This window comes from Leptolyngbya sp. FACHB-36, from assembly GCF_014695955.1.
Classification (GTDB): Bacteria; Cyanobacteriota; Cyanobacteriia; order Leptolyngbyales; family Leptolyngbyaceae; genus FACHB-36.
On record NZ_JACJPG010000597.1, the window covers coordinates 1 to 25,063 of the forward strand.

The 25,063-nt window shown below is 52.7% G+C and carries 19 protein-coding genes and 2 pseudogenes; 8 read left to right on the forward strand and 13 right to left on the reverse strand.

All coding sequences use genetic code 11. The features are described 5' to 3' along the window. Window positions 1-2,405 (reverse strand): glycerol-3-phosphate acyltransferase (locus tag H6F43_RS17600; protein ID WP_190344017.1); only part of this gene is annotated, 2,405 nt, incomplete at its 3' end. Window positions 2,406-2,495: 90 nt separating this feature from the next. Further along, window positions 2,496-2,921 (reverse strand): polymer-forming cytoskeletal protein, encoded by a 426-nt coding sequence (locus H6F43_RS17605; RefSeq protein WP_190344018.1) that lies wholly within the window; start codon window positions 2,919-2,921, stop codon window positions 2,496-2,498. A 202-nt stretch (window positions 2,922-3,123) separates the two neighbouring features. Here H6F43_RS17605 and H6F43_RS17610 point away from each other — a divergent pair, with 202 nt between their 5' ends. Further along, window positions 3,124-3,594, forward strand: a complete 471-nt coding sequence (locus H6F43_RS17610) for a hypothetical protein (protein ID WP_190344019.1) — start codon at window positions 3,124-3,126, stop codon at window positions 3,592-3,594. Beyond that, window positions 3,594-4,748 (forward strand): MFS transporter, encoded by a 1,155-nt coding sequence (locus tag H6F43_RS17615; RefSeq protein WP_190344039.1) that lies wholly within the window; start codon window positions 3,594-3,596, stop codon window positions 4,746-4,748. Before H6F43_RS17610 ends, H6F43_RS17615 begins: the two co-directional genes overlap by 1 nt. Window positions 4,749-4,924: 176 nt before the next feature. Here H6F43_RS17615 and H6F43_RS17620 read toward each other — a convergent pair whose 3' ends face one another. From H6F43_RS17620 to H6F43_RS17640, 5 genes are all read right to left on the reverse strand, one after another. Continuing rightward, window positions 4,925-6,802, reverse strand: a complete 1,878-nt coding sequence (locus tag H6F43_RS17620; protein WP_277879962.1) for a tetratricopeptide repeat protein — start codon at window positions 6,800-6,802, stop codon at window positions 4,925-4,927. A 105-nt stretch (window positions 6,803-6,907) separates the two neighbouring features. Next, entirely contained in the window at window positions 6,908-7,372 is a 465-nt protein-coding gene (locus H6F43_RS17625) for a hypothetical protein (RefSeq protein ID WP_190344021.1), read from the reverse strand. A gap of 357 nt (window positions 7,373-7,729) precedes the next feature. Then, window positions 7,730-8,203, reverse strand: a complete 474-nt coding sequence (locus H6F43_RS17630; protein WP_190344022.1) for a hypothetical protein — start codon at window positions 8,201-8,203, stop codon at window positions 7,730-7,732. Window positions 8,204-8,394: 191 nt separating this feature from the next. Continuing rightward, on the reverse strand, window positions 8,395-9,558 hold the full coding sequence (locus H6F43_RS17635; RefSeq protein WP_190344023.1) for an MFS transporter: 1,164 nt from the start codon (window positions 9,556-9,558) through the stop codon (window positions 8,395-8,397). 173 nt (window positions 9,559-9,731) lie between these two features. Next, a complete protein-coding gene (locus tag H6F43_RS17640) occupies window positions 9,732-10,517 on the reverse strand; it encodes an RNA polymerase sigma factor SigF (protein ID WP_190344024.1) in 786 nt (261 codons plus the stop codon). A 206-nt stretch (window positions 10,518-10,723) separates the two neighbouring features. Between H6F43_RS17640 and H6F43_RS17645 the strand changes: the two genes are divergently transcribed. Beyond that, on the forward strand, window positions 10,724-11,452 hold the full coding sequence (locus H6F43_RS17645; protein WP_190344025.1) for a Bax inhibitor-1 family protein: 729 nt from the start codon (window positions 10,724-10,726) through the stop codon (window positions 11,450-11,452). 158 nt (window positions 11,453-11,610) lie between these two features. On the opposite strand, the gene H6F43_RS17650 is transcribed toward H6F43_RS17645, so the two are convergent. From H6F43_RS17650 to H6F43_RS17665, 4 genes are all read right to left on the reverse strand, one after another. Then, entirely contained in the window at window positions 11,611-12,930 is a 1,320-nt protein-coding gene (locus tag H6F43_RS17650) for an energy transducer TonB (RefSeq protein ID WP_190344026.1), read from the reverse strand. A 17-nt stretch (window positions 12,931-12,947) separates the two neighbouring features. Beyond that, window positions 12,948-13,361 (reverse strand): biopolymer transporter ExbD, encoded by a 414-nt coding sequence (locus H6F43_RS17655; protein ID WP_190344027.1) that lies wholly within the window; start codon window positions 13,359-13,361, stop codon window positions 12,948-12,950. Further along, window positions 13,342-13,998 carry a MotA/TolQ/ExbB proton channel family protein gene (locus tag H6F43_RS17660; RefSeq protein ID WP_190344028.1) on the reverse strand — a complete coding sequence of 219 codons (657 nt, stop codon included), beginning with the start codon at window positions 13,996-13,998 and terminating at the stop codon, window positions 13,342-13,344. The genes H6F43_RS17655 and H6F43_RS17660 overlap by 20 nt, the downstream gene beginning before the upstream one ends. A gap of 333 nt (window positions 13,999-14,331) precedes the next feature. Continuing rightward, the gene (locus tag H6F43_RS17665) at window positions 14,332-16,467 is read right to left on the reverse strand and encodes a TonB-dependent receptor (protein ID WP_347272431.1); all 2,136 of its coding nucleotides are present in this window, start codon (window positions 16,465-16,467) and stop codon (window positions 14,332-14,334) included. A 581-nt stretch (window positions 16,468-17,048) separates the two neighbouring features. Here H6F43_RS17665 and H6F43_RS17670 point away from each other — a divergent pair. From H6F43_RS17670 to H6F43_RS17680, 3 genes are all read left to right on the forward strand, one after another. Further along, window positions 17,049-17,729, forward strand: coding sequence for a metalloregulator ArsR/SmtB family transcription factor (locus tag H6F43_RS17670; protein WP_190344029.1), 681 nt, complete (start codon window positions 17,049-17,051; stop codon window positions 17,727-17,729). A 445-nt stretch (window positions 17,730-18,174) separates the two neighbouring features. Then, complete coding sequence (locus tag H6F43_RS17675) at window positions 18,175-21,786, forward strand: response regulator (RefSeq protein WP_190344030.1); 3,612 nt, start codon at window positions 18,175-18,177, stop codon at window positions 21,784-21,786. Between the two features lie 13 nt (window positions 21,787-21,799). Beyond that, window positions 21,800-22,666: a Dam family site-specific DNA-(adenine-N6)-methyltransferase gene (locus H6F43_RS17680; protein WP_190344031.1), complete on the forward strand. Its 867-nt coding sequence runs from the start codon at window positions 21,800-21,802 to the stop codon at window positions 22,664-22,666. Window positions 22,667-22,682: 16 nt separating this feature from the next. Here H6F43_RS17680 and H6F43_RS17685 read toward each other — a convergent pair whose 3' ends face one another. Further along, window positions 22,683-23,417, reverse strand: a complete 735-nt coding sequence (locus tag H6F43_RS17685) for a TIGR04283 family arsenosugar biosynthesis glycosyltransferase (RefSeq protein ID WP_190344032.1) — start codon at window positions 23,415-23,417, stop codon at window positions 22,683-22,685. 3 nt (window positions 23,418-23,420) lie between these two features. Here H6F43_RS17685 and ubiG point away from each other — a divergent pair. After that, window positions 23,421-23,975: pseudogene (ubiG, locus tag H6F43_RS17690) on the forward strand (bifunctional 2-polyprenyl-6-hydroxyphenol methylase/3-demethylubiquinol 3-O-methyltransferase UbiG). 242 nt (window positions 23,976-24,217) lie between these two features. After that, on the forward strand, window positions 24,218-24,808 hold the full coding sequence (locus H6F43_RS17695; RefSeq protein WP_190344033.1) for a hypothetical protein: 591 nt from the start codon (window positions 24,218-24,220) through the stop codon (window positions 24,806-24,808). On the opposite strand, the pseudogene H6F43_RS17700 reads toward H6F43_RS17695, so the two are convergent. After that, window positions 24,792-24,947, reverse strand: a pseudogene (locus tag H6F43_RS17700) (transposase); the annotation flags it as partial. The gene H6F43_RS17695 and the pseudogene H6F43_RS17700 sit on opposite strands and share 17 nt — an antisense overlap. Between the last annotated feature and the right edge of the window lie 116 nt (window positions 24,948-25,063).

The following is a 25,063-nucleotide window of genomic DNA, read 5'->3' on the forward strand; positions in this document are numbered from 1 at the left end:
ATATCGCCAGGCTGCTCCAGCAGACCGGACTCTAGCCAGATCGCTTCCAGTGCTACAAAGCTCCAGCGCAGCTCTGCCAGCAGACGACTGTAAACCTCAGTGACGCGTCCTTTTAGGGTAATGCGACGCTGCACAGCCGGAAATGCCGGGCGTGGGGGTACTGACGCAGGCGGCAGATTGAGGCAGAACTGCGTGAATAGCTCGCGCACGGGCTGGGGGTCTTCACGCCAGGTGGGAACCGCAATGTCCGTCCCCACTTCGCTGAGGTAGCCGTAGCGATCGAGCACCTGATTAAACTGATTTAGAATCGTTAACCCCGCCGGACTCGCCGCCAGCGCATCAAACAGTTCAGCAGGCGTAGTTGGCGGCTGTGCTCGTTCTGTCTGCTGCAACAGGTCATGCGCCGATCGGGCCAGGTCCTGAAGCGCCCGCAGCGCGCCAATTTCTGGCGTAGCCTGGTTGTCTAGCTGCTGGTCAGGCACCCGAAAAATCGCTTTTCGCAGTGCAGCACTGAGGGGAGCCAGAATGCTGTAGTACGTCGCCATCGTCAGCGAATCCAGCGTCACATCAATTCGAGCCATCAGCGCCGGAAACTCCAGATCGCGGGTGGGAAACTGCGCCAGATTGTTTAGCACTGGCGCGAACCATTTGTCGTAATCGCGCTGGAAATCTGTTTCGAGCCGTCGCTCTCGCTGCACAAGGCGCAGGAGTCCAGGCAGATTTTGCAGCGTCGATCGCAGCGGCGGCTTGCTGAATTTTGCGCCTCTGGTGAGGAACTCTAGACTTTCGGGCGGCAGCCCCATGCGGCGAAAAATTTGACCGAGCAGCGTGGCATTGAAGTAAGCGCGAGAGTAGTGCAGCGTCGCGGTGTCGTTGAAGTCGAGTCCTGCGGCACGATCGTCCAGCACGATCGTAAAAATATCGCCCCAGACGCCGCAGGTGAGCGGACGATTGATCGACCAAGTGAGCGGACGGATCAGATCAGGAATCACTTCAGCGGCAATTTTGCGCGTCCACAACGGCAGCAGTGTCGTAATCGGGCGTGTTTGCAGCAGCCACAGCGTTTGTCCATCAAAGCTCCACTCTACGTCCTGCGGCATGCCGTGGTAGTACTGCTCTAGCTGCCGCGCCAGAAACGCCACTTGCTGCACCAGTCGTGGCGGTAGATCTCCACTGCCTTCGACTTCCAGCGTTTCGTCATCTGCGAGCAGCCACGCCGCTCGATCGTCCGATTTTCCGATTGCCGACTCGCGCACAAACACGCGGTAGCTGTCTGGTGTCACTTGCCCCGACACCACCTGAGCCGCGCTTCCTGGCAGTCCCTCGATTACAACGGCGTCTCCCTGCCGCGCCATTGGGTCGCGGCTGAACGCCACACCAGAAAAGACCCCTTGAATCTGCGGCTGAATCAGCACGCACATCGACGCCTCAGGTGAGCCACGATCGCGGCGATACTGCGCGGCAGCAGATGTATCGTAGGACTCCAGACAGCGGGCGATCGCGGGAAGCAGCTCTTCACGGCGAGTCACATTCAGCACCGTCTCGTACTGCCCTGCTGCCGATGCCGTTTCCGAGTCTTCTCCGATCGCCGAGGAGCGCACCACCAGCGGCAACTCTGGCGAGGGATCAAGCAGGGCAACCAGCGGCTCCGGATCATCTCCGGGCAGTAGGACCCAGCCTGGCGGCACCGGATAGCCTAAACGCTTCAACTGCGAGAGCGTGGCGGCTTTCTGCCCAACTTTGCCAGCATCGAGCCTGTCATCTAACGTGTGCACGCCCCGATCGCCCTGGAAAAACCGAAACATCGATCGAGAACTGGTCTGCACCGTTTGTGAATCGAGGTCCAAATCATCGGGAAGCTTCATATAGATCCACCCAAGCACGCCTGCTAACATGATCGCCGCTGCTATTAAAGCTGACTGCTGCGGATGCCGCAATGCCGTAATCAGCGGAAACAGCACCAGGATACTAAAGCGTCCCTGTCGCCGTTCGCGCAAAACGGTGAAGCTAATGCCGCCAATTAGCAATACCAGGGCAGCGGCGATCGGATCGTGCACTGCATAGCCCCACACGACGTTCGTGGTTCCGGCTCCTCGACCAAACCAATAGCGCCCCATGACGAGCGCCAGTAAGGCAATTAGCTCCCACTCCGGATCGATGGGGAAAAACGTACGAGCCAGCAGCACCATCGCAATGCCTTTAGCCGCCTCCGACAGCACCGCAAAAATACCCGCGGTTCGCCCACCATGGTAGAACGCAGCCGAAACGCTCACGTTTCCCGTGCCCAAGCGCTCCAGTCGCCGCCCAGTCATTCCCTGCACAATCCAGCTAATTAAGGGAAGCCCACCCACTAGCGGACCGACAACAAACAGGATCAGTGCTCCCCAAACCTGCGTCAACGTCATTCGTTAAATTATGGATTTTGAATTATCAATTATGAGTTACGGGCATGCCATTCGTAATTCATCATTCATAATTCATCATTCGTAATTCTTCTAGGGCTGGTAGTACTCATCGCCACTTGCGCTTAGCTCTGGTCGCTTGTTTCCTGGCAGGGCTTTTACGTCTCCGGTTTCAATGTAGCCAACATAGAACGCTCCCGGCTCGATGCTGAGCGCGTTGGCGTTTACGTCACCCTCTAGCCGTGCGGTGTGGCTCAGAGTCAGCTTTCCTTCAACCAGCACCCGCGCTTTAAGAACCCCGTGCACCACTAAGTTTTTAGCTCGGACTTCGGGTCCCTCCACAAGACCACTCGGCGAAATTTCCATATCGCCTCGCACCTCCACCGAGCCGTGGATGATGCCATCAACTAGAAGGTTGCTCTCAACATGCATCGTTCCGCGAAACTCGCTGTTGGGAGAAATATAGGTGGGTAAAATTTTTGCTTGCTGTTGCTGCTGAGAATTATTACGTCTAAACATGCCGTTTTTTAGGGATAAATTCCACCGACTCATACCAGCGATTTAATACCCGCGATCGTGGCTACTTCCGCCCTTGCCGTGGATCATGACACAGATTTCGCTAGAAGTTAAGCCACACCCATGTTCACTCCTTCAGTAGAGGCACCTAAGAACCGGAAACGCTAAGCTATATGACTCGATAATTTCATTTAGCACCTGACTAATGGCTAAAGATAGTAAAAAGAAAGCGGCTAAAAAAAGCGCTAAAGGACCGGGCAACTCCTTAAAAGCCAACTTATCTGGATTGCGACTGCGTGGCGAGGATGTGAACCGCTTGGGAGCTGCGATCGCGGGGGCAGTCGCGGCAGAACTGGCTCAGGTGGTGATCGATCGGGCTGTTCGCTCCAAGCATCACGATGACTCAGACGGAACAGTGCAAGCGGCAGGCACTGCGCTCGACGGTGCGGTGCCCTCAGTGCAGCAGATCGTGAACACGGTGAAGTCTACGATCGCCGATGCTGAACCTGCTGACGTAATTGCGGTAGCCAAAGGGATGGCACAGGAGGCAACTCAGTCGATCGCGGGGACTGCCGGAACTGCCATTGAAACGGTGAAAACAAAAGTCAAATCAGGCAAAAAAGACGCCAAATCCCCAGGTAAGCGGAAAAAAGCTAGCAAGAAAAAGTCGAAGTGATTGGGATTGCCCTCGCCTTTTATGCCTTTATTGCTATTGGCATTGCTGAGGGCGGCTTGGGCGTCCTTATCCCGTCGATTCAGTCAACCTATGACTTGACGCCTGCGTCGATTACGCTGCTGTTCGTCAGCCAAATTGCTGGCTACGTGGTAGCCGCGCTTACAAGCAGTTTGATTAGTAGCCGTATCGGATTGGTACGAATGCTACTGGTGGCGGCGATCGTCCTTACTAGCGCCCTGCTCACCTACGCGCTGGCTCCGTTTTGGTGGGTGATGGTGACGGCAGGAGCGTTTCTGGGATTGGGCATTGGGCTGATTGATGCAGGCACGAACACTGAGATTGCCCGCGATCGACGCAACGCCAACAATATGGGATTGCTGCATGCGTTCTATGGCATCGGGGGACTATCGGGTCCTGCGGTTGCCACGACCCTGCTGGCAATGCAGATGAATTGGCGATCGGTGTACTTTGTGTTTGCTGCTGTGGTCGGACTGCTGATCGTGGGGCTGCTTCGCTCAGGGGTCTTTGGCAAACCCGACTTGCCGCAGGCGGAGTCTGGTCCCAGTGCACCCGAGAGCTTGCGCGTCGCTCTGAGTACGCCAACGGTGCTGCTTGCAGGACTGCTGCTGCTGATTTACGTGGGCACGGAAGCCTCGATGGGCAACTGGGCGTATAGCGTGCAGGCGATCGGGCGGGGCACTCCAACGACGATCGCGGGCTACAGCATCAGCGCTTACTGGCTGGGGCTGACGGTCAGTCGCTTAGTCACCGGACAAGTGGTGCGCCGTTTGGGAGCGATTCGGACACTGAACATTGCGACGCTGCTGCTGCTGGTCAGCTTGGTGATCTGGTGGCAATCTCCGAATCCGCTGCTCAGTTTGCCGCTCGTTGGCGTTGCCCTGGGTCCAATCTTTCCGCTCACCATTTGGCTGATGCCCCAGCGCGTTCCGGCGGCGATCGTCCCGGCGGCGATCGGGTTTGTAACCAGCGTCGGCAGTTTGGGGGCGGCAAGCATTCCCACGGCGATCGGCTGGATTGCGACTCGGTTCAGCCTCGGCGTAATTCCGCTGACGCTGCTGCCGCTTGCGGCTCTGATTCTGGTGCTACATCGCTGGCTGGCTCGGCATTCTTCTAAGCAGGGTCAACAGGAGTGACCAAAACCTCGGAGGTTTGCGAGAGTCCTAAGGGTGAGGCTGCGATCGAGTCCGGTAATATCGGCGAGTTCAGCGGTTTCTTTGGGGAAAGGGTTTGATGTTCTTGTGTACAGCTGGGCAACGAGCATTGTCAGTTTAATCGCTTGCCTCAGCACCGATTTTGCCACCGCGTTGTTTTACTCGATCGCCTGCCGCAGAGCGATCGCCTTTTCTAGATATTCCACAACCTTGTCGTAGCGTCCTTGCAGTTTGAACTGTGCTGCGATGTCGTCATAAAGTATGGCTAAATTTGTTCGTGCCTGCTGAGTGTTGGGATGGGTTAAACCCAATTTTGAGGTCAAAATATGCAGCGATCGCACGTACAAGGGTTCTGCTGCCTTATACCGTCCCTGCACTCGATACAACACTGCCAAATTATTCAGAATGGTTGCCGTATCAGGATGGTCTTTGCCCAAATGCTGCTCACAAATATGCAGCGATCGCACGTACAAGGGTTCTGCTGCCTCGTACCGTCTCTGCGACTCGTACAACGCTGCCAAATTATTCAGACTGCCTCCTGTATCAGGATGGTCTTTGCCTAAATGCTGCTCACAAATATGCAGCGATCGCACATACAAGGGTTCTGCTGCCTCGTACCGTCCCTGCAACTCGTACAATGCTGCCAAATTATTCAGACTGCTTGCCGTATTGCGATGGTCTTGACCTGACTGCTGCTCACAAATCTGGAGTGCTCGCGCATACAAGGATTCGGCTGTGTCGTAGCGTCCCTGTGACTCGTACAACGCTGCCAAATTATTCAGACTTTGTGCCGTATCGGGGTGGTCTTTGCCTAAATGCTGCTCATGAATCTGGAGTGATCGCACGTACAAAGGTTCGGCTTTCTCGTACCTTCCCTGCTCATACAAGTAATATCCCGCCTGATTCAGCAGCCGTCCCCAGTCGGTTGTTTCCAAAGTTTCGGCTGACGGGTGTGCTGCGATCGCCTGCACATGCGGCACTAACAGCCCACACACTGCCCAATTCTCAAACTTCGCCACATCGGGAAACACCGAGTTCAGTCCCGCGATGGCTCGATTTATCCAATCCTGTTGCTCCGCCGCCGTCAAGCCTTGCCACACCACCGCCTGCACCAGCCGATGAATGCTGTAACTCGCTGTCTCCTGCTCCCGCCCAATCAGCGAAAAATTCGCCAGCGCCGCCAACTGCTCCGCCAGCGCCAACTCGTCTGTACAGTCCGTTATCCCAAACTTTTCAGCACACACCAACAACAACTGCTCTGGAATCTCATCTCCCGCCAGCACCGCACTTAACCGCAAAATCGGCACTGATTCAGGCGACCTTTGCTCCACCTGCTCAAAGTTCAACAGCCACGTCGTTGCCACCGATGCCGGATAGTCCCCCGTTTCCGGCTGTCCTCGCTCCAGCAGTTCCAACCGCCGCTGTTGATAGTGCCGCCAATACACCGCAAACGACACCTGCATCTGCTGGAGATACGCCGCTGCCTGCTCCAACGCCAAAGGCAACCCATCCAACGCCTGCGCCAACCCCCGCACCGCCGCTAACTCAGTTGCATCCATTGACGAACGATCGCACCGCTGCTGCAAAAACGCGATCGACTCCTCCAACGACAGTTGCTTTAGTTCGATCGGCTTTGAAATCCCCAAACTGACAAACCGACGCGATCGCGAAGTCAGCAGCACCCGCCCCTGTGGATTCCTCGGCAACCAGGGTTTCAACAAGTTCGGCTCATCTGCGTTGTCAAAAATCAGCAGCCAGCGATCGTGAGTCTCCAGCCACCGCCGCGTCTGCGCTGCCAACTCATCCAGCTTGTCTCCCCGCAGATCGAGCGATCGAGCAATCTCCGCCAGTCCCGTCACCAAATTCAAATCGGTGTCTGCCCTCACCCAAAACACCCATTCATAGGTTGGGGTGTCGCAAAAATAGCGATAGGCATACTCGATCGCCGTTTGAGTTTTGCCAATTCCACCCAGTCCTGCGATCGCTGCCGCCTGACTCAACCCCGCTACCTTTTCACCCATTAGCGTTTCGTGCAACTCTTGCAGAAACTGCGATCGACCCGTGAAGTGAGGATTGCGGTGATAGGGAATTTGAAACTGTGGGGTGGTTAGCTTTGTCGGTGCCCCTCCCGACGACTCCAGTCAATTATCGGATCTCGGCGGAGTCCCGAAATGCATCGTTGGATTGCCCTGAATTTGGATAATTGGCTGGTCTTGCCTTTCATTCACCTGCAATCCCTGCCCACCAAAAATCTGCTGTACGTTCTTGGCATTCACATCGTCAAACCGAACCAATACCTGATGGATTTCCTGCGCGATCGGCTTCACCTCCTCCACAAACGCAGGATTCTCCATCTCCTTCAGCAGATAATCCCGTACCTGTTTCAGTTCAGGCTGCGAACCCTTTGCTGCCGCCTCCAGCAGCTTATCCGTTCCCGGTTTGCCCCTAAAACAACGATTCCACACCACCTGTCCCAATCTTTGAATCGGTGCCGTTGCTGCCTCCACAGCCTTTTCACCCAGTTTGCTGCCCACACCTTCGTACAGCTTATCCAGAATAATCTTCGCGATCGGGGTCGCCAGCATTAGGGGAAGCGTTTCCAGCATAGAGTCAGAAGGAATGTAAATAGAAAAGCTGCATCCTTTCTAGCAAAGGAATTTCCAATTTACCCAGAAACTTCAGACTTGATTCAGCAACCGTCTTCCCTGAAACAAAAAACGTTTCGCTGAAAACCAAATCATTGCGATTGAAACCCGCAACAATTCAATTTGAACCCACAACAATTTAAGCTGAAATCGGAACATTCCCACTCAAAACAAGAACGGTGTCATTTCAACCCGCAATCTTCTCACTCAAACCAGAACCGTTCCCACTCAAAACAAGACCATTCCCATCTAAAACAAAAACGTTCCCGTCAACAACGAGAACGCTTCCTTTTCAAATTCAATCAATTCACTTGAACTTTAAACCGCTGTCTGCTGCGGCTTCTCCTTCCTCGTCCTGCGAGCAAACCGTTGCCCCAACTCATCCACCACTGCCTCTAAACCAGCCCCCTGTCCACTCGCCTTCGCGTAGTTATACACCTGCAACGCCGCCGAGTACGCCTCACTTCCCACCAGCACATACGTATCATCCAGCAATTCCTGTAGCTGCGTCATCGCCATCACGATCGGATACATCGCCTCAAACAACTGCACATCCTTTCGCATTTCATCCAGGTCAAACGATCGTGGCAAAAAATCTGAATTCTGCGTCGCCACCTCCAACGCCTTGCTAACAAACGCCCGACTCTTATCCCCCATCTTTGGCAGAGCCTTACGCTCCTCCGTCGTCAAATCCATCAAAAACGGTAGCTTCTGCTTCATCGTCGCAATGGCAGCGAGGACTGCATCCCGGTCCGCTTGAGTCAACGTTGCACTAATTTGATTCGCTGGCATAAGTAGATGCCTCTGGTTAGGTTTACACCCTGTAGTGTGCCCACGTCTCCCCTTCAGAATTTGGCGAGAGCCATTTGCAGTAGGATGGGCAGTGCCCACTAACCCTTAAAACGCTTACGAATACATACTGTGGGCGACTTTCGGCACAGGCAGGATGTCATCCCATGAAATTGCTCAATCATCAAGCTTTGCTATTTCCAGCGCCTCAGTGTAATGCCCGTGACGATCGTCATAACCAGCATCATCCCGCCTGCCGTCGCATACGTGGCACCCAGTCCGATCGCCTGACTCAGCGGCTGGCTGACAAGCGGCGACAAAAACTGTCCTAAAAAGAATGACGTCGTGATACCGCTAAGCACGCGACCGCGCATCGCATCGGGCGTTACCTGCGTCAGGCAAAGATTCATATTTGGCATTAGCAGCCCCAGACCAGACCCCGCGATCGCCAACCCCAGCAGCACCACCGCAAAGGTTGTGCCAGTGCTAATCAGCAGATACCCAAGCGCCATGTTGAGAAAGGCGATGCCGTAAATTGCCACAAAGCTCAAGCGCGCCTTGAACTGGCGATAGCTGAGCGACGCTGCCGCTGAGAGAAGCGTCGCCAGAGCGATCGCCAAACCCGCTTGGGACGCATTTGCCTGAAACAATTGTTTTAGATAAAACGGCAACTGCACCGGAATCAGGTAGAAGACAATCTGAGTCAGAAGGGCAATGCCGTAGGTCAGCGCAATCAAGCTGATCGGCAAAGTTTGAGGGGACTGCGCCGCATCTTGAGGACCAGTGTGAGTGCGATCTGGCTCTGGCAGAACCAGCATCGCACAGGGCGCCAACGCCAGCGCAACCAGGTAAATCAGAAACGGCAGTCGCCAATTGACATCAGCCAGAAATCCACCAGCCGTCAAAAACACCACGCCGCCCAACCCCATAAATCCTGCTTGCAGTCCCAGGAATTGAGCGCGAGTGGGTCCCTCGTAATAATCCGCAATCAGCGTAATGGAGGTGGTCATGATACCTGCCACGCTAATCCCCAACAGTGCTCGTCCTATCAGAATCATCCCCAAGCTATCGAGCACAAAGCCGGAACTACCCGCTATGCCGTAAAGCAGCAAGACAGCAATCAGCAGCGGCTTGCGTCCTAGGCGATCGATCAGCACGCCAACCACGGGGGCACCGAGGGCAATAAACAGAGCGGGCAGCGTCAGCGCCAGCCGCACCAGATAATCTGCATTGGGAACTGAGGCAAAGTGTTCGCGCATGGCGGGCAGGGACGGAGCGATCGTGGCTCCAGCCATGACGGTAAGCGTACTGATGCCCAGAAGCGTGGCTTTAACGGGAAACGCGTTGGGACTGCTCATAGGGCGATCTCTCAGTAGGTGGGCGGGATGCTGGGTGGGTGCAGAGCCTTGGCTACCAGATTAGCCGCTTTAGGACACGCGTATGTGCAACAAAAAAGGCTGGGTTGGACCTACCAACCCAGCCAATGCTGGACATCAAGTGAAAAGTGACCGAACGGTCTGAAGCGATTCGGTTAGGGATCGGTTTGCAGCATTTGTGGCTGTAGCACCGACACCATTTGCTGAATACCGCGATGGATGCGGCGCGTTACAGTCATAGGACTGACGCCAATCTGCTCAGCCACCTCTTTGCGGGAGAGATCTTTGAGAAACACAAACTCGATCGCCTGCCGCGTTTTGTCTTCGAGTTGGTTCATCGCCCGCTGAAGCTGTTGGCGATCTTCCTCTAACACTTGCAGGTTCTGATAGTGTGTGTCGGTTAGGGTGTCACCGAGGGTCATCGGCGAGTCGATCTGATGGCAAACGGTGGCATCCAGGCTCAACGGCAGTCGATTCTTCGTAGCGATTTTGCACTCGCGCCACTCGTCAGTCGTAACGCCCAGTTCTAGTGCAATCTCGTCATCGCTCGGTTGGCGACCGGTTTTAGCAGATAGCAGTTCGCGAACTTTCTGTCCTTCTTTGTTGAGTTGCTGCCAGCGACGGGGAATCTTAACAGTACCGCTACGATCGCGGAGGAAGTGCAGCATCTCGCCCCGAATGTAAGGCACCGCAAACGAGCTAAACGCGCAACCTTGGCTGGGATTAAACCGCTCGATGGCGCGAATCAGTCCCAGATAGCCGATCTGCTCCAGATCTTCGTAGGGTTCAGCGCACTGGTGGCTAATCCGATGGGCAATCTTCCGTACTAAACCTGCGTTCATCTGTACAAGTTGGTTGCGGAGCTTGACTGAGGGGTTCTGGTAGTAGGAAACGAGAAGCTCCATACCGCGAGAGCGAAGAGAGGATTGAGTCGCCGTCATCTGCAAGTTCACCTTTCACATCAGAGTTGAGCCTATTGTCCGTAGAGACGGGGGGTGAAACCATCGTCGATTTACGGTACTGCGGTAGAGTCTCCCTCTATGGGTTCGGCAGAAATACGGACAGCGGCATTTTTTGGCAGATTTGCGAAAACTTAGGCAACAATAGAAGATGATTTACTGTTTTGTGATATGAGCGGAGACTTCCGGTGAGTAGTACCAGTAACTTTCGTCAAGCGTTTCGCGACGCGAAAAATCAGGCCCTTGTGGGTCCCAATGTCATCGCCAACGCCCTACCCTGGGTAGGTGGTGGACTTGTATTGACAGCGATCGGTACCTTCGGTGGGCTGCAACTCCTGGCAACAAATCCAGGCTTGTTTATGCCGACGTTCTGGGTAGCGGCGATCGCGAGCCTGGTTCTGTTCTTCGTTGCCAGCAATGTGGCTGAGAAGGGCAATAACTCTGTAGCGCTGCCGCTGTTGGCGACCTACAGCTTGCTAACGGGCTACACGCTGACGGGCTTAGTCGCCGTGGCGCTGGGTACCAGCGGCGTGGGTTTTCCTGGGATTGGTTTTGCAGCGTTAGGCTGTGGGATTACGTTCATTGCCGGTCGATCGATCGGCTCAAATTTGAGCGATCGTGATGGCATGGCGCTAGCAAAAACCGTGCAGCTTGGTATTGCTGCGCTGTTTGTGGTGCTATTAGTGCAGTTGGGGCTGAGTTTCTTTGGAATTTACACCCCTACCTTCTTAGAAGTTGCCATTTCGGGTCTAGGTGTTGCCCTATTCGTAGGTGCCGCTGTGGTGGATTTTTATATCCTGCCTCGCAGCTACCGGGATGACCAATACCTGCCTGTTGCGCTATCGATGTACTTGACTTACATCAATCTGTTCGTCTTCATTCTGCGACTGCTAATTGCGCTGAACAGCCGCGATTAGTTTGCAGTAATTTCGCGGACTCAATATTGTAAACCTGTGGTTTCCTAAGAAACCACAGGTTTTTTAGCAATGCAGCCAAACAAAGCTGGGGGAGTGTTTCTGCGGGTTAGCCAACCAGAGTCAAACCCCTGTGCAAAAGCCGCGATCGCGGCTTGAACTTATGGAGCGGGAGCAGGGACTTCAGGTGCAGGTTCTACCGGAGCAGGTTCTGCCGGAGCAGGAGGAGGTGCCACAGGGGAAGGAGCTTCGACGGGGGGAGGAACCGGAGCAGGTTCGACAGGGGGAGGAGCCACTTCAACGGGAGGAGGAGCGGGAGTTGCTTCAACGGATGGAGTTGGAAGAGGCTGTGCCGCAGGCGGTGGACTTGCGGGAGCAGCAGGTTGAACAGGTACCACGGGTTCTGGTTTGGGCGAGTCTGTAGCAGTCGTCGGAGCAGGTTTGCTTCTCTGCTCTGCTTCCCGCCGCTGCTGTTCCTGTTCGGCAATTCTGCGTTGTTCTTGCTGTTCCTGCCGTCGCTGTTCGTTTTGGCGCTGGAACGTTGAGCCTTCTTCCTCAAATGTGACCCGGACGCGCACATTTTGCCGCCCACCTTCGGGAACGGTTTTGGGATCAAATCGCCATTTGCTCATGGCTTCTAGGGTTTCACGATCAGTGTCTGGGTCGCCGCTCGATCGCCGCAACCGGAGATTGACAACTCGACCATCCGGGGCAATGTCATAGGTGACTCCGGGATTTCCCTCCTTTCCTCGGTATCGGGGCTTGGGGCAGCTCACGCATTGTGGTTTGCCTGGACCCGTTGGTTTTACAGCGGGAGCCGGAACAGCAGGCGGACCCGATCGAGTTGCCGTACTGTTTGGATTGCCACCCGGTTTACCATTCGGCTTACCATCCGGGCTACCACCTGGTTTACCGTCAGGTTTGCCATCCGGTCTGCCACCTGGAATAAATCCAGAGGGTGTCTTAGCATTTCCGAATCCACTACCTTCACCGCCCGGACGGCTAATGGGACCCCCGCCAAAGGCAGCTCTTAGCGCTTCCACGGTGCCCGTCAGCGGATTGACGGCTTCCGATGAGGGAGGTAGCGGTTTGTCACTGGGAGCATCTTCCCCCGCTGGTTGAGGAGCCTGACTTTCAGGCGCTAATGCAGGCAGCGGAGGCGGGGCTTCTGGAGACGCGATCGACGCGATCGCAACGTCCTGGACAGGTTCTTCAATCGCTGTGGTTTCTGGTGACGGTTCTGGTTCTGGCACGTTTGGTTCAGTCGCGTCCGGTTCAGCCGCTTCCGGCTCGGTAGGTTCCGCAACCACTTCAATTTCTTCCTCTGCTTCCACTGCATCGCCACGCAGAAACGTTGGCGGGTTGGCTGCCAGCACGATCGCGTGCAGCGCAACTGACCCCAGAGCGCTCCAGAGCAGAAACGTTCTTAGAAGTTTTTTTTCTTTCTGGCGCTGTGCACTGGCTAGGTTTGAAGCCTCCATGATTCCTCCCTAATTCTTTACTTGCCGCTTGGGCGACGGGTTGAGATGGCTAACTTGGCTCCCTGCACTTGGCGCACTTGATCCATCACTTCAACCACTCGATCGTGCGTTACAGAGCCATCGGCATTCAGGACAACGACCAAATCCTGACCTGGTTTAACTTGTTGCCGTACGGCTTCCTGTAAGGCGTTTAGCTCAACGGGCGATCGGTTCAGGAACAGTTTTCCCTGGTTATCCAGTGTGACGGTTGCCCGACTCGATTCCTGTGGTTTTGCGCTGGCTGCCTTAGGCAAATTCACGGATAACCCTTCGAGGCGACCCAGAAACAAGGTAGACATGATGAAAAACGTGAGGATGGCAAAGATCACGTCGATCATCGGCACAATATTGATTTGCGGTGGAATATCTGGTTCATCGATTCGTCGTCGCATATCCTACTCCAGAACGCTTGTAACGACGGCGGTGGAGCAGTTCCAGTTCAGCAACATGCTCTTGAATTAGGGCAATTTGGCGCAGGTAGAAGCCACGAAACGTATTGGCAAAAAAGAGCGTAAACAGTGCAACAACCAAACCAAACGCGGTTGAAACGAGTGCTTCGCTGATGCCAGCCGTAACGTTAGCCGTTTTTGTCCCGCCAACGTCGCCTAGATTGAGAGCGCTAAACGATTGAATCAAGCCCAATACCGTTCCTAGTAGTCCCAACAGCGGAGCGAGGGTGACGATCGTATCAAACGCATTATTAAACCGCTTCAGGATCGGAATTTCAGCTTGAATCGCTCCCTCCATTGCCAGCGCTAGCTCATCGGGTTCAGCCTCTTCTAGCGACAGAGCTTCCAAAAAAATTCGAGCGATCGGCAAATCTATATTTTGCTTCAGCGTTTCTAGAGCCCGAGATTCGTCCTCTCGGTAAAGTTGCAGCGCATTTCGCACAACTCGCTCTTGGCGACGATTGACGCGGAACCAAAAAACAGTCCGTTCGATAATCAACGCGATCGCCACAATGGAAAAAGCAAGCAGGGGAATTCCTACAATCCCCGCTTGTACTAAGATCTCACCCAGTTTTTGCATAACCTTTCCTTCCAAGGTAGAAACACAGCGAACAGGGTCGATCGCAATTAGTCATTGCGATCGACTTAGCGCCGATGCCGTATATCGATGAGTTAAGCGCTATGGCAATGCGCCAGTGGCACTTTGCTATGGCAAATAAATTTGAATTGCCTTCCGTTGACAGTATTACTAATGAGAAATTGTGTCAAGTGCTAGAACATCCTGTTTTGCCCAGTCCATGCCGTGATCGAAGCTTAGTCGGTATTTGATTGAATTCTATGCTAGAAAAATTACTCCTTGCCCACTTAACGCGGCTCAAAAATGCTGTGAAGACTTCTCAACTATTACGATCGGTCAGTAAGACTGCAAGCCGACCCGAAACGTTAACCCAGGCTGATAAATGCGGTTCGCTTTCTCAAAGGTTTGGTCTGCCAAGTTTTCGAGAAACACCACCACTCCCAAACCGCGCACGATCGGAACGCGCAACCCTAGATCTAGCCGCACCCAGGACGGAGAAAAATCTGTGGTGAGATCTCCTGGATTGGTAAAAAATGCTCGCCGTGCTCCGCTAAAGTAGTTGGCATACAGATTGATCTGCCAGCCGTTTGAGTCATAGCCAATTCCAAATTGAGCTACTGAGAAGGGAACCAGACCAAGCTGCAATCCGCGCTCTGGACCTGTTTGGATTTCAGCATTCGTGTAGGTGTAGTTGAGAAAGGTGTTCCACTGCGGTGCAATCTTCCATCGCAGCGCCGCCTCCAATCCGTTCGTTGTCACTAGCCCAATGTTTTGCCAGCGACCTGCCTGTACACCGAGGCGATCGTCCAGACGGCTGCCAAAGTAGGTTAACTGCGCAGCAACGCTGGGAGACAGACGCAGATCAACTCCTGCGGTCCAGGAAGAACCCGTTTCAGGCTGCAAATTTGGGTTGGGCAACCAGTTGTGCACCGTGTCAAATAGATAGAGCTGGTCTAACCCTGGATCGCGCTGCACCGCTACCCAGCTGCCCCGGAACGCAACGACTGGCGAAGCATTCCAGCGAGCACCCACACTGGGATTGAGATAATTACCAAACTCACTGGTGAAGTTCTGACGTAGCCCAAACTCAGCCTGAACCGTGTTTGTAATTCTTATGGTGTTGAGGGCAAATAGAGCGGTTTGGAAGCGATCGCGATCTTCAGTTTCATTTAAGCGAGCCAAGCTCGGTGTGGTACTGAGGACCTCTCCGTTTAGAAAGGAATTTTTTACATCAACACCCCAGCGCAAATTGTAATTTGAGGTGACTTGCCAATCATGATCCACTCTGGCGGTGAGTGCTTGTGAGTCCAACGTTCCAGTGCGGTAGAACACCTGCTGCGTCGGACCGTAGGTGTTGAAATAGTCGCGATTAAAGCCAAGAGTTGTTCGCAAGACAGAATCAGTCCCTGCGCCTACTTGAGCTTTCCAGGAAAGCCCTACATTGAGTGCATCGTGATCCAGCCGATCGCGCTGGAGCGGAAAGCCAAAGTAAAGTAATCCTCGACGACTGGTAATGGTTGAAACATCCAGACTCAAGCTATTGCGAGAATTCAAGTCCAGCCCAAGCCTGCCGTAGTAGTTATCAACGGTTGAATCACCATTGAACAGGCGTCCATCGGCTCCCCGGTTTGCAGCTCCTACTGGGACGCGGTAGTCATTATCTGTTTTGAATCGTTGATAGTTAAAGGCATAGTTCAAATTGCCCACCGAACCGTTGAACTGTCCTAGCAGGTTCGACTGTGAGAAGGAACCAAACTGTGTTAATCCATTGGCTTTAAATGGACCTCCGCCTTCTTTAGTCGTGATATCCACCACTCCACCAAAGGCTTCGGAGCCGTAGAGTGTTGCTGCCGTGCCGCTAGACAACTGTATTTGCTCGATCGCTCCGACCGGAATGCTATTGAGATCGGTGGCTCCGTGATACGTGTTGACGTTGCTACCAAAGGGTCTACCATTGATCAAAAAAACGGATTGATTAATCGAGGCTCCCCGGTAGAAGGTGCCCGTGTGAGTATCTGCCCCGAACCCGACATCATTGATGGCAAAACCTGGTAAGCCTCGCAGCACTTCTGCGGCGGTACTTGAGCCCTGTTTGCGAATGTCGTCTGCCTCAATTGTATGGACTGGAGCGGACCGAGCGGGTGGGGCAGCCTCTCCCTCAACAATAATTTCTTCCTCCTCTTCGTTCTCAACATTCGGTTCAGTTGAACTCGGCTCCGACTGGCTGACAACGAAATGAGCAATATTAATTTGAGTTGGCTGTTGCAGCAGTATCGCGCGCGTATGCAATAGTTCAACGTCTTTTAAGCGTGGAATAGCTGTGATGGGTTGATTAGAATGAGATGGTGGTTCGATCGAAAAAGACGTACGGCTAGAAAGATTTGCAGCGCCTAAAGATTGCGACAGCGCAACTGGCATAGGCAATGACCCTAGAACAACAAGACTGGGCAGTAGAATGACCCATTTCAGCATTGCTTATTTAACACTCCTCTACACAAAAGCATTTCCCGCAGACTCGAATTTCTTGAGGTCTGCGGTTGTTCAGAAATGCCGATCGAAGCCTACCTGCTACTGGCGATCGCTGCACAGCAGGAATGAACTATAGGCGAGTAACAGCATTCTCAAGCAGGAGCTTTTGGGTGTCAAAAGACAGGCTGTCAAACTTAAGAAGTATGGATTAAACGAGGCAGCCTTAAACTCCTATTTTCTAGGGCTACTCAAGTTAAAGTTTGACGAAATTGTCGCTACAACCTCTTTTGCTACTTGATCGATGCTCAGATAGCTAGAAATTTGGAGAGTCTTTAGGGACAGCTATTTAATCTATTGTTCGTAGTTAGTTTACGGTTCCATCTGAAACACGTCGAAAGCAATTGCCTTGCGTTCTAACTCTTCCGCAGTGTGCCATTCCTAGAGGCATTTCATCGTTGGGTGCGCCTGCTCTAGTTGTCGCTTAAGGCAATTTCCAACAGAGAAAGTGTGCCCAAAAAATTCTAAAGAAATTAGCATAAACGAGTTAATTGACTTTGTAAAGAATTTTCTTTAACTTATCAGGTATGGTAAAGAAAGCACAGACTCAAGAGACAGCGGTTCGGACCCGTCGGGCGATCGTCAAACTGCTGAAGCAAGAAGGCTCCTTGGATGCAGAAACGCTCGCCTCGCAACTGGGTGTTACTGCGATGGCAGTTCGTCAGCATCTCTACGCCCTACAGGACGAGCAACTGGTGACATATCAGGAGGAGCCACGCCCAATGGGGCGGCCTGCCAAGCGATGGCAATTAACGGCAGCCGCCGATCGGCTCTTCCCTGATAGCTATGCCGAACTGACCTTGAGTTTGCTGAATTCAGTCAAAGAAGCTTTTGGGGAAGCAGGGCTCGATCGTTTGCTAGAAATTAGGACCCGTCAGCAACTGGAAGCGTACGCCCAACACAGGGAAGAGCAAGCCTCCCTGAGGGAGCGGCTGAGCACGCTTGCAGAAGTTAGGACGCAGGAAGGATATATGGCAACTGTACATCCTCAAGCGGATGGAACGTTTCTGCTAGTAGAAAACCATTGTCCTATTTGTGCGGCGGCGGCGGCCTGTACAGGACTCTGTGCCCAGGAGCTAGAAATTTTTCAATCTGTTTTAGGGGATGTGGATATTCAACGAGTTGAGCATATTATTGCGGGTGCGCGGCGCTGTGCCTATCAGGTTTGCCCTAAAGTCAGATATACCGAACCAAACCAAGAGCGGTAGTGCCATTGAAAAGCCTGTCCATTCCGGCTAGTACTGCAAGGTTTCCGACAATGCTTGATTTTTCTCTAATCTTTCCGAAATAGGACTACCCCAAGAGCGATCGGTTAAGCAACTCCCTTGATTGATTGACGAATTGGTCAATTTATTGCCCAAATCGCCTCTACTAGTCAATTTCGAACCTACGTAATTAACCTGATGTGGAATCCTACTTCAGATGCTTTGATTTCTCGTAGCCATTTCAGGTGCTTCTGCAGAACAGACAAAACGCCATCTGGCACAGGGCATGATACAGGAGAATTGCTCGTTAGGTTGATGCACGCTCCTTAAGCGGTAGCATACCAGCAGCTACTTAACTTTTCCAGCGTTGATGCTTCCTCTATCTAAAGACAGAGCCTATAAGGTTAAGAGTTTTTTATAACTAAGAACTGGGCATTCGACAGCGCTCATGCTAAATCGGTTAAAGATCGGTACCAAAATTGGAGCAGCATTTGCGCTAGGCATCGGGCTATTTGCGGCGCTTTCGGTTGTTGCCTACGAAGGCATGAACGAACTGATCGATCGCTCCAAATGGCAAACGCACACCTATGCGGTGCTGGGAGAGTTGAAAGAACTGAGTGTTGGGGTGAGTAGTGCAGAAGCGGGACAGCGCGGCTACGTCATTACTGGGCAGGGCACTTATTTAGAACCCTTTACGGCTTCACGGCAGCAAATCCGCGAAACGCTTCAAGAGCTACGCAGACTAACTGCTGACAACCAGAACCAACAGCGCCGATTGGACACGTTAGACCCTTTACTGACCGAGCGGCTAGAAATGATGCAGTCCGTGATCAACGTTCGCCAACAGCGCGGGTTGACAGCGGCTCAGGAACAGGTGAGAACCAACCAGGGTAAGCGGATGACAGACAACATCCGCGCTGTGCTTGGGGAGATGGAAGCGGAAGAATATAGGCTGCTGAATGATCGCTCAAAAGCAGCAGAAGCCGCGACACGACAGACCTTTGATAGCATTACCTACGGCGTGCCGCTCTATGCCACTCTGCTGGCATTGATTGGCTACCTGCTTAGCCGCCATATTTCTCGCCCATTGCAAGAAATTTCGATCGTCACTGAGGAAGTCGGCAATGGCAATTTGACGGTTAGCGTACCGCCGAGCGATCGACGCGACGAAATCGGCACGCTTGGCAGCACATTCAACCAGATGATTACTAGCCTGCGCGACACCACCCGCAAAAACGAGGAGCAGACCTGGCTGCAATCGAATCTGGCAGAGTTCTCAAATCTGCTGCAAGGACAGCGACAGCAGGAAACGGTTGCCCAGCTCATCTTGTCGCGGTTGGCGCCGCTGGTTGGGGCACAGCAGGGTGTATTTTACCTGATGAGCGTGAACAGTGAATCGCCCGTGCTAAAACTGCTCAGCACCTATGCTTACCGAGAGCGCAAGCACCTGAGCAACCAGTTTCAGCTAGGGGAAGGGTTGGTCGGACAGTGCGCGCTGGAAAAGCAGCGTATTCTGCTCACAGACGTTCCTGGCGATTACATTCGCATCCAGTCGGGCTTGGGAAGCGCCCCACCGCTGAACATTGTCGTGCTGCCTGTGCTGTTCGAGCAGCAGGTGGTTGCTGTAATTGAGTTCGCCTCACTTGATGCCTTTAGCGATCAGCATTTGCTGCTGCTAGACCGCGTTAGCAACACACTGGGCGTCGTGCTGAATTCGATCGCTGCCAATAGCCTTACTAGCGAGCTGCTCCAGCAGTCTCAGGCACTGACTGAGGAACTGCAAGCTCAGCAGGACGAACTGCACGAAAGCAATCGCCGCCTTGAAGAGCAGACCGAAGCGCTGCGATCCTCCGAAGCGCTGTTGAAGGAGCAGCAGGAAGAGTTGCAGCAGACTAACGAAGAGTTGCAGCAGCTTAACGAGGAACTAGAAGAAAAAGCCGATTTGCTGACGCTGCAAAAACGTCAGGTAGAGCAAAAGAATCAAGAAATTGAATTGGCGCGGCAGGAATTGGAAGAAAAAGCCGCTCAGCTTGCCCTCAGTTCCAAGTACAAATCGGAATTTCTGGCGAATATGTCGCACGAGTTGAGGACGCCACTCAACAGTCTGCTAATTTTGGCGCGGCTGCTAAGCCAGAACACCGACGGCAACCTCACCGACAAGCAAGTCGATTACAGCCGCACGATCTATTCTGCTGGAACTGATCTGTTGGATCTGATTAACGACATCCTTGATTTGGCAAGAATCGAATCGGGTATGCTGTCGATCGAACCGGAACCTGTTGACTTTACCGAACTGCGCGCCTACCTGGACCGCAATTTCCGCGAAGTTGCTCAAGACAAGCACCTCGACTTTCTCATTCACCTCGATTCCAACCTACCCACCACCCTCACAACTGACCCCAAACGCCTCCAGCAAATCCTCAAAAACCTACTGGCAAACGCCTTCAAATTTACCGAACACGGCGGTGTCACTTTGACGATCGCCCCCACTTCCCACTCCTCACTTCCCACGTCCCAAATTGCCTTTGCCGTCAGCGACACTGGCATTGGCATTTCTGCTGACAAACAGCAGATTATCTTTGAAGCCTTTCAGCAAGCGGATGGCACCACGAGCCGTAAATACGGCGGTACCGGACTCGGATTGTCGATTAGCCGCGAACTAGCACAGCTCCTTGGCGGCAGCATTACCCTCGCTAGCGAGCTTGAAGGCGGCAGCACTTTCACGCTGTATCTGCCAACCCAGCAGAATCCGAGTGCCGTCGATAAAATTGACTCTGCTTTCTTACTCCAGCCCTCAGCTCCCGCGCACTTACCCACTGCCGCACTCCCCGCTCCTTATCCACTTCCTAACGACCTCAACGACGATCGCGATGCCCTACAGCCGGGTGATCGATCACTGCTGATCATTGAAGATGACGTGAACTTCGTGCGCATCCTGGCGGAGATGGCTCGGCAGCAAGGCTTTAAGGTGCTGGTAGCACTACGAAGCTCGACTGGATTAGCACTGGCGCAGCAGTTCAATCCAGACGCAATCATGCTGGATATTCGCCTGCCAGATTTAGACGGTTGGGCTGTACTGGACCGCTTGAAGCACGATCCTGCCACGCGCCACATTCCCGTGCACATTCTCTCTATCGATGATGCTCAGCAGCGTGGACTGCAACGGGGCGCGATAGCCTATCTGCAAAAACCCGTCTCTGCGGATGCGCTCGATCAGGCGCTCGTCGATATCAAAGACTTTCTTGACCGACAAGTGAAGACTCTGCTGATCGTTGAGGACGACATTGTGCAGGCGCAGAGCATTCGGGATCTGATCGGTGAGGGAGATGTAGAAACCACGATCGTGGGTTCCGGCACCGATACCCTTGCTGCCCTCAGCAGAAATCGATTTGACTGTGTCGTGCTGGATCTGGGTCTACCAGATATGTCTGGTTTTGATTTGATCGAGCAAATTAAAGCAGAGGCTGGGAACGCGTCGCCGCCAATTATCATCTACACGGGTAAAGAATTAACGCGACAAGAAGAAACGCAGCTCAGGCGATTGGCAGAAACCATTATTGTTAAAGATGTGCGATCGCCCGAACGACTGCTCGACGAAACGGCGCTGTTTTTGCATCGCGTGCAGGCAAACTTGCCCGCTCCGAAGCGCCAAATTCTGGAGGAGTTGCACCACACCGACTCGGTTCTTGCTCACCGCAAAGTGCTAATTGTGGATGATGATGTTCGCAACATTTTTGCCCTTACCAGTTTGTTAGAGGGCTACGATATGGACGTTGTCTACGCGGAAAACGGGCGAGATGGGTTGAGTGTTTTGCAGGCAAATGCGGATGTCGATGCGGTGTTAATGGACGTGATGATGCCGGAACTAGACGGTTACGAAACGACTCGTGCCATTCGCCAGCAGCCGCAATTTAAGTCGCTGCCAATTATCGCGCTGACCGCAAAAGCCATGCAGGGCGATCGAGAAAAGTGCCTGGAAGCCGGAGCCTCAGACTACATCACAAAACCTGTAGACACAGAGCAGTTGCTGTCGCTGCTGCGCGTGTGGCTATATCGGTGAGTACGGATTCACTATGGTGCTGCTTCCGGCTGAACTTCAGCGAGTAGGAATTCCTCCAATTAAGTGTCAGGGAATCAAAAGCAAATTAGTTGCCTTTATTGGTGAAAGTGTGCGTTGGAACGGTGAGGGACGTTGGATTGAGCCGTTCTTAGGATCGGGAGTCGTCGCATTTAATCTTCTGCCGCCAAATGCGCTGCTTGCCGATAGCAACTGCCATATCATTCGGTTCTACCAAGCGATTCAACAGGGCACAATTGATCGATTAATTGTGCAGACATTTTTGACTCAGGAGGGCAGGAAATTACAGACGATCGGCGCAGAGTACTATTACGAAGTGCGCGATCGCTTCAATCAATCTGCCTCATCCCTCGATTTTCTGTTTCTCAATCGTGCTTGCTTCAATGGCATCATGCGATTTAATCGTCGTGGTAAATTTAATGTTCCGTTCTGCCGCAAACCCCTGCGATTCTCACAAAGCTACATCACCAAAATTGCGAATCAAGTAAACTGGGTGGCTCAGCAAATGTCACGAACCCAGTGGGAATTTCGTGTGGCTCCATGGAGTGAGATTGTGCAAGAAGCGCAATCAACTGACTTCGTATATCTTGACCCGCCGTATATTGGTCGGCATACAGACTATTACAGCGCCTGGACAATGGCAGATGCAGAACAACTGGCGATCGTTACTCAACAGCTTCCCTGCGGTTTTGCGGTTTCAATGTGGCTAGAAAATCAGCACCGCAAGAACGATCACATCCAGCAGCATTGGGCAGAACTAGAACTGCGGCTGTTTCAACATTACTATCACGTTGGCGCAACGGAAAACTGGCGCGGAGAAATGACGGAGGCGCTGCTAATTAAACCCGAATTTGCGATTTGATGTGCAGGGTAACGCTTTACCGAATATCCTCATAAAACTTCTTCAAATAAGTTGCAGAAACTCCCAATCCCCACAGAAATCCAATATAGAAATAGATTGCTGTCGCTTTGAGCGAACCCCATTTGGCAACGCGTCGATCGCTCGATTGCACAACGCGATTTACCTGCACAATTCGTCCTCGTTGCACAATGCGGCGGCACAAATCGCCCTCCTCCATAATTGGTAGTGCAGCATCGAAGCCACCGCATGCCCGAAAATCGTCAGCGCGACAAAACATCACTTGATCGCCAAACAGCAATCGCAATCCTTTAAACCAAAACTGGTAGGGGTGAAATAGCAGCGGTGCGTAGTAGGTTTTCAGATAGTTGTGCAGTGAAATTCCCCAGCGCGTTGTTTGTGCTCCGGTCATCAATGAGATAAATCCGCCGCAGACGATCGTCGAATCCTCCAGCGTGCGATCGATAATGGCAACCAAGTCATCTGGCACCAAGGTGTCGGCGTGCAGAAAGCAAAGAACATCGCCCGTTGCGGCTTCTGCTCCCTCGTTCATCTGGGACGATCGCCCGCGCTGCTTGGATACGCGAACGGTGACACCTGCTGAGGTGGCGAGGGCGATCGTTTCGTCGGTGCTGCCGCCATCCACGACTAGCACTTCGTGCGCGGGAGGCTCTAGTAGCTTGAGCTGATGTAACGTACGATGCAGACAACTGGCTTCGTTCAGAGTCGGAATAATAATTGAGACGCGACGCATACGATGAAACGAAATGATTTGGAGTTTTATACGATTAACGCTGGGCAATGGTGGGATGAAAATGCAACAATCTATCGACTGAATTATCTCAATCCGGCGCGATTTAATTACTTCGATCGTCATCTTGCTCACTGGCGAGGCGTTCGTGTGCTTGATGTTGGCTGCAGTGGCGGATTTACGAGTGAATTTTTGGCACAGCGCGGGGCGATCGTAGCAGGAATTGATCAATCGACTGCTTGTATTGAAGCGGCGAAGAATCATGGAGTGCAAGGTGGGTTAACGATCGACTACTAGCACGGCGTTGCGGAAGTGCTGCCTTATTCAAACACTAGCTTTGATTGTGTTGTGTGCGTCGACGTGCTGGAACACGTTGCCAATCTTCGACACACGCTGCAAGAAATTTACCCAGTGCTGAAACCTGCAAGACTCTTTTTCTTTTACACAATTAATCGTACGTTGAAATCAAAAGTTACTATGAGCTGCCTATTAAAAATATTCTGCAAGAAATTCCGCGTGGCGTGCACAACTGGAACCAGTTTATTCGACCAGATGAGCTAAACGAACACATACAGAGCATCGGTTTCGCAGATGTGGAGATTCGAGGATTCAATATCTTTGGCGAAACGATCGTCGATCATCTTTGAACATATCGCTATTACAAACAAACCCGAAACTTTCAGATTTGCATTAATGACGATCCATCGGTGATGTACATCGGCAAAGTCGTAAAAATCTAGCTAGAGAGTAACTGAGCGAGCGATTCCTGAAGTACGCTAGGCGTAATCTATTCATCTGCCCCCATGACTGGATCAGAACCCTTGATCTTCGGAGCCTTGAAAGGCTTTTTGGCAAGCAAAGCTGCTGAAGAAGCGCAGAAAAGCTTGGCGAGTACGGTGGTCAAGGCTACCGCAGAACAGGTTAAGCCAGGATCGTTAACCGATCAGCTAAAGCAATCGATTTTTAACGCTTCTGGGCAGTACATCACGAGCTTTGCCAATCGTCATGGCGTTCTCAAGGTTTTGGGCATGACCCAACCTGTCTGGATCGAGGACATCTATACCAGAGTGCAGTTTTTGGGAGCAGATGACCTTCGGCAGTATTTGTCCGTTGAAACGTTGGAGCAGGCGTACCGGGAAGCACAGCGGCGACGGTTTCAGTCTACGAAATGCGAGAAACCCGATGGATTAGCGGTTGCTAACGAAGTGCAATATCTCATGGTGCTGGGGCAACCGGGAGCAGGAAAATCGACGTTTTTGCGCCGCGTTGGGTTAGAAGCGCTGAAGCGGAACGAGTCGGATTATCAGCACGCTCTCATTCCGGTGTTTCTAGAACTGAAGCGGTTCAACACTGGAGAGGTAGACATTGAGGGCTCTCCTAGACCTTGTGTGTAGAGTTTTGTGGAGAGCCAAAGCAAAATAATAGCCTCAAGCGGAAATGTTCAAAGTTGTGAAAGCCATATCCTTGGCGCGTAATCAACTTGATTTTCGTATTGATGCCTTCCGTCACCCCACTGGTCGTCCGGTTCTCAAAATTGAGCAGTTTCATTAAGACATTTGAGTTTTAGAAAAACAGCCCCATCAACTTCATGACATCCATCGACAGTGACATAAGGTAAGTGAAGCAGCGTGTCGAGATAGAAATCCATA

Coding starts and splice junctions, on each gene's coding strand:
- H6F43_RS17660 (WP_190344028.1), bottom strand. CDS start 13,998: ATGCAAAAACTGGGTGAGATCTTAGTACAAGCGGGGATTGTAGGAATT.
- H6F43_RS17675 (WP_190344030.1), top strand. CDS start 18,175: ATGCTAAATCGGTTAAAGATCGGTACCAAAATTGGAGCAGCATTTGCG.
- H6F43_RS17625 (WP_190344021.1), bottom strand. CDS start 7,372: ATGCTGGAAACGCTTCCCCTAATGCTGGCGACCCCGATCGCGAAGATT.
- H6F43_RS17665 (WP_347272431.1), bottom strand. CDS start 16,467: ATGCTGAAATGGGTCATTCTACTGCCCAGTCTTGTTGTTCTAGGGTCA.
- H6F43_RS17630 (WP_190344022.1), bottom strand. CDS start 8,203: ATGCCAGCGAATCAAATTAGTGCAACGTTGACTCAAGCGGACCGGGAT.
- H6F43_RS17650 (WP_190344026.1), bottom strand. CDS start 12,930: ATGGAGGCTTCAAACCTAGCCAGTGCACAGCGCCAGAAAGAAAAAAAA.
- H6F43_RS17640 (WP_190344024.1), bottom strand. CDS start 10,517: ATGACGGCGACTCAATCCTCTCTTCGCTCTCGCGGTATGGAGCTTCTC.
- H6F43_RS17610 (WP_190344019.1), top strand. CDS start 3,124: ATGGCTAAAGATAGTAAAAAGAAAGCGGCTAAAAAAAGCGCTAAAGGA.
- H6F43_RS17670 (WP_190344029.1), top strand. CDS start 17,049: ATGGTAAAGAAAGCACAGACTCAAGAGACAGCGGTTCGGACCCGTCGG.
- H6F43_RS17605 (WP_190344018.1), bottom strand. CDS start 2,921: ATGTTTAGACGTAATAATTCTCAGCAGCAACAGCAAGCAAAAATTTTA.
- H6F43_RS17695 (WP_190344033.1), top strand. CDS start 24,218: ATGACTGGATCAGAACCCTTGATCTTCGGAGCCTTGAAAGGCTTTTTG.
- H6F43_RS17685 (WP_190344032.1), bottom strand. CDS start 23,417: ATGCGTCGCGTCTCAATTATTATTCCGACTCTGAACGAAGCCAGTTGT.
- H6F43_RS17655 (WP_190344027.1), bottom strand. CDS start 13,361: ATGCGACGACGAATCGATGAACCAGATATTCCACCGCAAATCAATATT.
- H6F43_RS17635 (WP_190344023.1), bottom strand. CDS start 9,558: ATGAGCAGTCCCAACGCGTTTCCCGTTAAAGCCACGCTTCTGGGCATC.
- H6F43_RS17680 (WP_190344031.1), top strand. CDS start 21,800: ATGGTGCTGCTTCCGGCTGAACTTCAGCGAGTAGGAATTCCTCCAATT.